This is a genomic window from Arcticibacter eurypsychrophilus (assembly GCF_001730525.1).
Classification (GTDB): domain Bacteria; phylum Bacteroidota; class Bacteroidia; order Sphingobacteriales; family Sphingobacteriaceae; genus Arcticibacter; species Arcticibacter eurypsychrophilus.
Map to the genome: position 1 here is coordinate 1 of NZ_MDFN01000053.1, position 6,538 is coordinate 6,538.

The window sequence follows — 6,538 nt, forward strand, 5'->3', positions numbered from 1 at the left end:
TCCGTTTATTTTTATCGGACAACAATGATTTGTTTAAATGTATTAGATCACGTACATTTGGATGTACCATTAATATAGCTATGAAAGCAGTCACTATTTCCTCCTTACGAACAAATATGAAAGCCTACTTTGATGAAGTAAGTGAGACTGAAGATATTTTGATTGTTCCCCGTAACAACAATGAGGACGATGCTGTTGTGGTAATTTCCATCAAGGAATATAACGCCCTTGTAGAAACTTCGCACTTGATGTCAACAAAAGCAAATCGTAAACGACTTGAACATTCTATGGAGAATCTAAAAAAAGGTGATACAAAGTTATTTTCTCTTAATGAGGATAGCAATGTGAAAGCATAGACTATGAATATAGTATTTACGCCTGAGGCCTGGGAGGACTTTGAATATTGGATGGACAACGATGAAGATGCAGAAAAAAAAGTTAGAGACTTATTAAGAGAAATAAAAAGGACGCCATTTCATGGATTGGGAAAGCCTGAAGCTTTGAAGCATAATCTGAAAGGTTTTTGGTCCAGACGTATAATCGGTGAGCATCGCTTGGTTTATCAGGTATCAGGAACTAAGGGTAAAGACCAACAATGCGCTATTATTCAATGCCGGTTCCATTATGATGATAAATAGTTAAGCGCATCCTTTTTAAGGATAAATCTACTTTTGATTTGAATACTTAGGTAATCACTAATACGAAAAGAGAAATAGAATTAATGATTGACTCAGAAAACGACCGATTTTTGATAATAATAATAATAGGCTTAGTCATCTAAACCTTTTCCGCCAAGGATATGCTGTAAGTATTTTTCAATTCGCGCTTCTCTAGTTTTCACTTGTTTAGCAGAAGAAAAACAAAGCAAGTAACCTCTTTGTCTGCCAGGTGTAAGCGAATAAAAAGAATTCTTTAATTCAGGCATATCATTTAACGCTGTTTGGAATTCTTCAGGGATTCTATATTCTGCTGTGTTTTTTAATTGAACTTTCAAGCCTGCTGTATCAATTTTAATAGCCTCTTCTATATAAGACTTGATAATTGATTTACCTTTAAGTATTTCTTCAACATTTTTGAAGCGGAGTTGTCGGGGGGATTGCACATTTACCGTTTGTTGAACTAAGAATCCTTTGTCGTCCTTCATTAAAGCACCTTGCATAAATAACAACGCACAATAGTCTTTGAATCCGTGAATCAAAACAACGTTGCTTTTATCCATTGAGTAACAAGGGCATCCCCACTTTAATTTTTCTGTTAGCCCACAATCTAAAGCCAACATTCGTAATTCTAAGTATTCTTCTTGCCACTTTGTGGTTTTCGTAAAGAACCAATTGACGTCTGAATTCATATTTTGCTGATTAGTTTTTAAAAGTTATTTTTCTATCGATGGGACGGTAGTACCAAGATCCAACAATCACAGTTAGTAGTAATACGGAAGGTAATATATCTCGTACGGGATCTCTTAATGCAAGATGTGAAAACAATGCTCCAGACATAACAAAGAAAAAGCCAGCATAAGCCCATTCTTTGAGAAGAGCAAAACCGGGAATAAGAATAGCGATAGCACCAAGAATTTTCCAAATACCTATAATAGTTAAGAAATAAGAAGGATAGCCTAATTGCACTACAATCAAATCAACAAAGCTTTTCAAATGTAGCGTTTGTGTGAAACCTTGGGCAAGCATTCCAAAAGCTAGAAAGCCTGTTAGTACCCAATATAAAATTGTTTTTGTTCTTTCGTTTATCATGCTATGCTTAATCAAATATCAGAGTTTGAAGTGTATTGTGGGCCATGTTTAGACCATAAGCAAAAGGAAGTTTTAGCTGTTCTGCGCGATGCTTTTCCGACTTATATATTATTTTGATGGTGAGTCTACTGGTCTCATTTGTGAGTTCTTCAAAGTCCAGGAATTCAAGCTGGACACCGATAGGCGAATCTTCCATTTCAAAGGTTCGTATGATGCTATGGTTTGCTTCAACTTCGTGAATAGTTCCATTTGCTTTAAACACAACATTGCCATTGTAAGAAGTTTCAAATTGATAACTTCCATGAGTCTTGTTCTCGAGCTTCAGCACTTTTGTTCCCATCCACTGCTCTATAAATTGAGCTTCCGTATATGCTTTGAAAAGTAGGTCCACAGGTAAGTTAAACTCCCTGGTAATAATCAATTCTTGTTTGCCGTCTTGGGCTTTAATCTTTGTTTTTTGTTCCATTCTGAGTTGTTTTATATTTATTCATTACTGATTCGAGCTTATCAAATTTAACATCCCAAATTTGCCTGAAGGGTTCAATAAAGTCAGCTATCTCTTTCATTTTATTTGGATTGAAATGATAATAATTTTCTCTCCCTAGCTGCTCTTGCTTGATTAATTCACATTCAGTCAGGATCTGTAAATGCTTTGAAACTGTCGGTCTAGCAGTGTTAAAATTAGAGGCTATTGCACCTGCTGTCATTGATTGCGATGTTAGCAATAGAAGTATTGCTCTTCGTGTTGGGTCTGCAATGGCTTGAAATACGTCACGTCTTAGATTCATTATGAAGTTATTTGACTACAAATATAAGTGTAGTTATATAACTACACAAGTTTTTTTAAAAAATATATCGCAGTATTTATGATATTTAATTGGAATACTCAAGTGTATCAAATTGGTTTCAGATATAGTAATCAAGACTATTCAATCGCCTTGTTAGCTTTTTGAAATAGACTAAATAGAAAATTATTGTTATTGTGATAATTGAATAAAGGTACTCGTATACTCCATTATCACAGTTCCCTCGTTTTTTGATAATTGATTGTTGTCCCTGAGGTACCGCTACTGAACATACCAAATCTTTCCCTATTAAGCCTGATCGATCTTTTCTTTTTTGCCGATTATCATAAACTCATTCCATTAATCAAAGCCTTTTTTAGTATTTTTGATAATGAGTTTTTGATAATAATTTATTACGCGAAAATAGGCTACGCAAGGGTAAGTACATCAGATCAAAATCTAGATCTTCAATCTAGAGCGCTTACAGAATATGGATTGCATAACAATCTACCAGGAAAAGATTTCTGGGAAGAATACAGACAGACCGGAACTTAGAAACCTTCTGAAGAATCTTAAAAAAGGTGATCAGGTTGTTGTTTGGAAATTGGATCGGCTTGGCCGTTCTCTAAGGGACCTGGTTGACCTGGTTGCACTTTTCAATGAAAAGGAGGTGAATTTTATCAGCTTGCATGACCACATTGATACCACTACAGCTACCGGTAGATTTACTTTTAATATTTTTGCATCATTAGCAGAATTTGAAAGAGAGATTATACGTGAGCGTACTAAAGCGGGGCTTGATGCTGCAAGAGCAAGAGGAAAAAAGGGAGGGAGACCAAAAGGCTTATCTCCTGAAAATTTGCAATTGGCATTGACCGCACTTGATCTACATGATACAGGAAAATATGCAATTTCAGAGATTGCTAACAGACTACAGATGCCCATAGCGACCTGTTATCGATATATTAAACACGTAAAAGAAGCTAAAGCTTAAATCACGTTCATGGATACAGGCAGCTCAAATCTTACCATAATCAGAAACCACTTAATGAGGGAATAATGATAGTATCGCGTTTAGTGAAAACCAATTTTTATAATTTTTCAGTCGTAATATAATGTCATCTATAAGTTTACCCCTTAGATAACAACCATAGTATAAACTGCGATTTCCGCTGGTTATACTATGGTTTAATGGTTTGTTAAAATGACTGGTCGACTTCAGAGCCGTCTTTGGGCGGATCTGATTTGCCCCCTTAGAGTCCGTAACTATCCTAAAAATTCCAGCTCGTCTTTAGATAAAGAAATTCCGGCTCCTTTGATGTTTTCCTCCAGGTGCTGAACAGATGTCGTGCCAGGTATTGGCAGAATCCATGCAGACTGATGGAGCAGCCACGCAATATTTAGCTGGGCGACCGTAACACCTTTTTTTCCCGCCAGTTCCTGCATCTTGTTCGGCCCGGCCGGCAATGAGGTTTGCAATGAAAAGAAAGGAATAAATGGAATCTGGTGTTTCTCGCACAGAGGCAGTACTTCGCCACCCTGAAACCCAAACGGGCTGGCCGGATCGGTAACGCGTTGTGTATAGCTGTACATATTTTCGACGCTGGCGATTTTAGCGGTTTTGATAGCTGTACCAAATTGTTCTACGGATGCGTTGCTCAAACCAAGATGCAGAATTTTACCCTCTTTCTGAAGTGCAATCATGGTTTCCAAACCCTCTTCGTAATCACCTGGACTGTGTGCGGCCTTACCATAGTGTACCAGGGAAAGTTGCTCAAGTTTCAGTTCTCTAAGGTTATTTTCAACGCTCATTCTAAGCTCTTCGGGTTTTCCATAAGGTAACCAGCTTTTATCAACTCCACGTGAAGCTCCAACTTTTGTCGCAATGATAATGTCAGCAGCATAAGGATATAACGCTTCTGACAGAAGCCTGTTGGTCACGCCCGGCCCATAAAAATCAGCCGTGTCAAAAAAGTTTACGCCCAGTTCTGCTGCTTTTTTTAACAGTGCTATAGCACCCTCCCGGTCTTTTGGCTCGCCGTAAAAACCTTCACCTGTCAGACGCATTGTTCCGTACCCTGGTTTACAAACGGTTAACGGCTTTGCCGTCCCTGCTCCGATTATTATTGTTTTATTATTCATTTTTTTATAGATTACTTGTTTTATCCTGCGGTGTGCATCCGAACTGATTATTCAGGACGGCTGGCTAATGATTTTCTGAACGAAGAGGGTGTCGTTCCTGTAAATTTCTTAAAGAACTTTGTAAAATTCGATACGTCGTAATCAAGCATATGAGCGATTACGCCTATGGGCGACGCTGTATCAGCCAGAAGTTTCTTCGCTTCAACCAAGATGCGCTGCTCATAAAAATAGCAGGCATGTTGACCGGTTTCTAACTTAATTACTTTACTCAGATGACCGGAATGAATTCCGATGATATCAGCGATCTCCCTTATTTCGTACATTTTCTCAGTGCGACCCGCTATAACATCATCAAGATGACTATTGAGGATCAGCCTGAACTGAGTTACGATCTGAGCATTACGCGAAACATCTACATCTAAAATTTCAGATTTCATTTCTGTCTTTTATAATCCATGCAATATTACACTAAAGGATTAACACAAAATGGTGAAGAGTCAAGGTACAACTGCAGGTTATCAAAAAAGGGTCGTTTTCTTAGATAATATAATATAGAGTTTTCATGCATTCGTCGTGGCCTAATTCATGAATTCTTTTTAACCGTTAAATAACTAGCTAGATCTGCGAATACTCCGTAGGCTGAAGAAATGTAGACGTTATATTGGATATAAGCTTTGAGTTTGCATATTCCGGAATTACACTTATTTTCATCCATTCAGGATCAGTACCAAAAGATTTCCAGTGCTGGTCGTGAGCGGCCATATCATCGAAGGTAACCATATAAATAAGGTTAGGGCGAGCCTCTCCTATGATCGTTTCTCCAAAGAAAACTGGCTTAAAACCTAGCCGTTTGAAAATGTTAATCTCACCAGCATCATTGAACATCTCACGTTTCTTTGTTCCTGCCGCCTCATTCGCATGCTCATATCTACGCAGCTCGAAAATACGTTTATTCTTCGGTGGGAGCTCTAGGCCAGGCATGTTTTTAAAGGCTTTAAGTAAGGAACTATTTATACGCTCATAAGCCGGTTCTGTTGCCGGAGCATTCAAATATGCAGCACCTTCAGTAATATACAGTTTATCCTGTTCAAGCCTATTATTTATCGTTTCAAATTCCTGTAGCGATTGATAAGGGATTAGCGCAACCAATATCGATTGTCCTGAAGGCTTAAGTTCGGTAAATACACCGACGTTTTTGATACCTAGTTTATTCAAGGCAGGAATTGCCGCTTTTTCAAAATAGTCTTCCACTAGGCTCTGCTGGTTAGCATCCTTTAATGTATAGGTTCTAAGTTCATAATATAGGAGTGTCTTATTCCTTGGTTTAAGTTGAGCAAATCCAATCCGCGGTAGTAATGCTGAAGCAGCACTGCTTAGGATTGTTGTCTTTACGAAAAAACGTCTTTTCATATTAGATGTCAATTTAACAAACATGAATTTTACAAGGATAACGATTGTATTTATTTGAAAGTTTCAATTCACCAATTTATTATTCAAATCTAATCTATACATTACTACAGCCGTATAAACTTAACTTATCTTAAAAAGATGAGCCTGGATCATCTTCTATATTAATTTCCAAGGCTTTCTGTACTATTGTATAAGCCACAAAACCCTGTTTGATTCAGTCTTTTTTAACCTTCTTTTAATAAAAGGTCATACTATCCAGTTCCTACCCTGCTGTATACTGAGAACGACCCGGCTATATCCACTCACCCTCCCATGCTCGCTACTTGCTCCTCAGTCCACCCTTCTAGCTTCGCCTCGAGACGAACAACTAAGAGGCAACCAAGCCAGAAACAACGAACAACCAAAGAAGCAAGTATACAGCCGTTGTCTCGTCCTAATATAGCTATACACTTA

At 37.8% G+C, this 6,538-nt stretch carries 9 protein-coding genes and 1 pseudogene; 3 read left to right on the plus strand and 7 right to left on the minus strand.

Going from position 1 to position 6,538, the window contains the following annotated elements:
* On the plus strand, nucleotides 1-356 hold a 356-nt coding region (locus tag BFL47_RS18740; protein WP_083257284.1), incomplete at its 5' end, for a type II toxin-antitoxin system Phd/YefM family antitoxin.
* 3 nt (nucleotides 357-359) lie between these two features.
* Nucleotides 360-638 carry a Txe/YoeB family addiction module toxin gene (locus BFL47_RS18745; protein WP_069661323.1) on the plus strand — a complete coding sequence of 93 codons (279 nt, stop codon included), beginning with the start codon at nucleotides 360-362 and terminating at the stop codon, nucleotides 636-638.
* A gap of 131 nt (nucleotides 639-769) precedes the next feature.
* On the opposite strand, the gene BFL47_RS18750 is transcribed toward BFL47_RS18745, so the two are convergent.
* The 4 genes from BFL47_RS18750 to BFL47_RS18765 are packed head-to-tail and all read right to left on the minus strand — an operon-like array spanning nucleotide 770 to nucleotide 2,536.
* Complete coding sequence (locus tag BFL47_RS18750) at nucleotides 770-1,348, minus strand: YdeI/OmpD-associated family protein (RefSeq protein ID WP_069661324.1); 579 nt, start codon at nucleotides 1,346-1,348, stop codon at nucleotides 770-772.
* Nucleotides 1,349-1,358: 10 nt separating this feature from the next.
* On the minus strand, nucleotides 1,359-1,748 hold the full coding sequence (locus tag BFL47_RS18755) for a DoxX family protein (protein ID WP_245681413.1): 390 nt from the start codon (nucleotides 1,746-1,748) through the stop codon (nucleotides 1,359-1,361).
* Between the two features lie 7 nt (nucleotides 1,749-1,755).
* Nucleotides 1,756-2,214 carry an SRPBCC family protein gene (locus BFL47_RS18760; protein WP_069661325.1) on the minus strand — a complete coding sequence of 153 codons (459 nt, stop codon included), beginning with the start codon at nucleotides 2,212-2,214 and terminating at the stop codon, nucleotides 1,756-1,758.
* Nucleotides 2,192-2,536 carry an ArsR/SmtB family transcription factor gene (locus BFL47_RS18765; RefSeq protein WP_069661326.1) on the minus strand — a complete coding sequence of 115 codons (345 nt, stop codon included), beginning with the start codon at nucleotides 2,534-2,536 and terminating at the stop codon, nucleotides 2,192-2,194. The genes BFL47_RS18760 and BFL47_RS18765 overlap by 23 nt, the downstream gene beginning before the upstream one ends.
* A gap of 396 nt (nucleotides 2,537-2,932) precedes the next feature.
* On the opposite strand from BFL47_RS18765, the pseudogene BFL47_RS18770 reads away from it, so the two are divergent.
* Nucleotides 2,933-3,527: pseudogene (locus tag BFL47_RS18770) on the plus strand (recombinase family protein).
* Between the two features lie 272 nt (nucleotides 3,528-3,799).
* Here BFL47_RS18770 and BFL47_RS18775 read toward each other — a convergent pair.
* The 3 genes from BFL47_RS18775 to BFL47_RS18785 form a co-directional block, all read right to left on the minus strand.
* Nucleotides 3,800-4,675 (minus strand): aldo/keto reductase, encoded by an 876-nt coding sequence (locus BFL47_RS18775; protein WP_069661327.1) that lies wholly within the window; start codon nucleotides 4,673-4,675, stop codon nucleotides 3,800-3,802.
* Nucleotides 4,676-4,722: 47 nt separating this feature from the next.
* A complete protein-coding gene (locus BFL47_RS18780) occupies nucleotides 4,723-5,112 on the minus strand; it encodes a helix-turn-helix domain-containing protein (RefSeq protein ID WP_069661328.1) in 390 nt (129 codons plus the stop codon).
* Between the two features lie 178 nt (nucleotides 5,113-5,290).
* Nucleotides 5,291-6,085 carry an NIPSNAP family protein gene (locus BFL47_RS18785; protein WP_069661329.1) on the minus strand — a complete coding sequence of 265 codons (795 nt, stop codon included), beginning with the start codon at nucleotides 6,083-6,085 and terminating at the stop codon, nucleotides 5,291-5,293.
* Nucleotides 6,086-6,538: the final 453 nt, after the last annotated feature.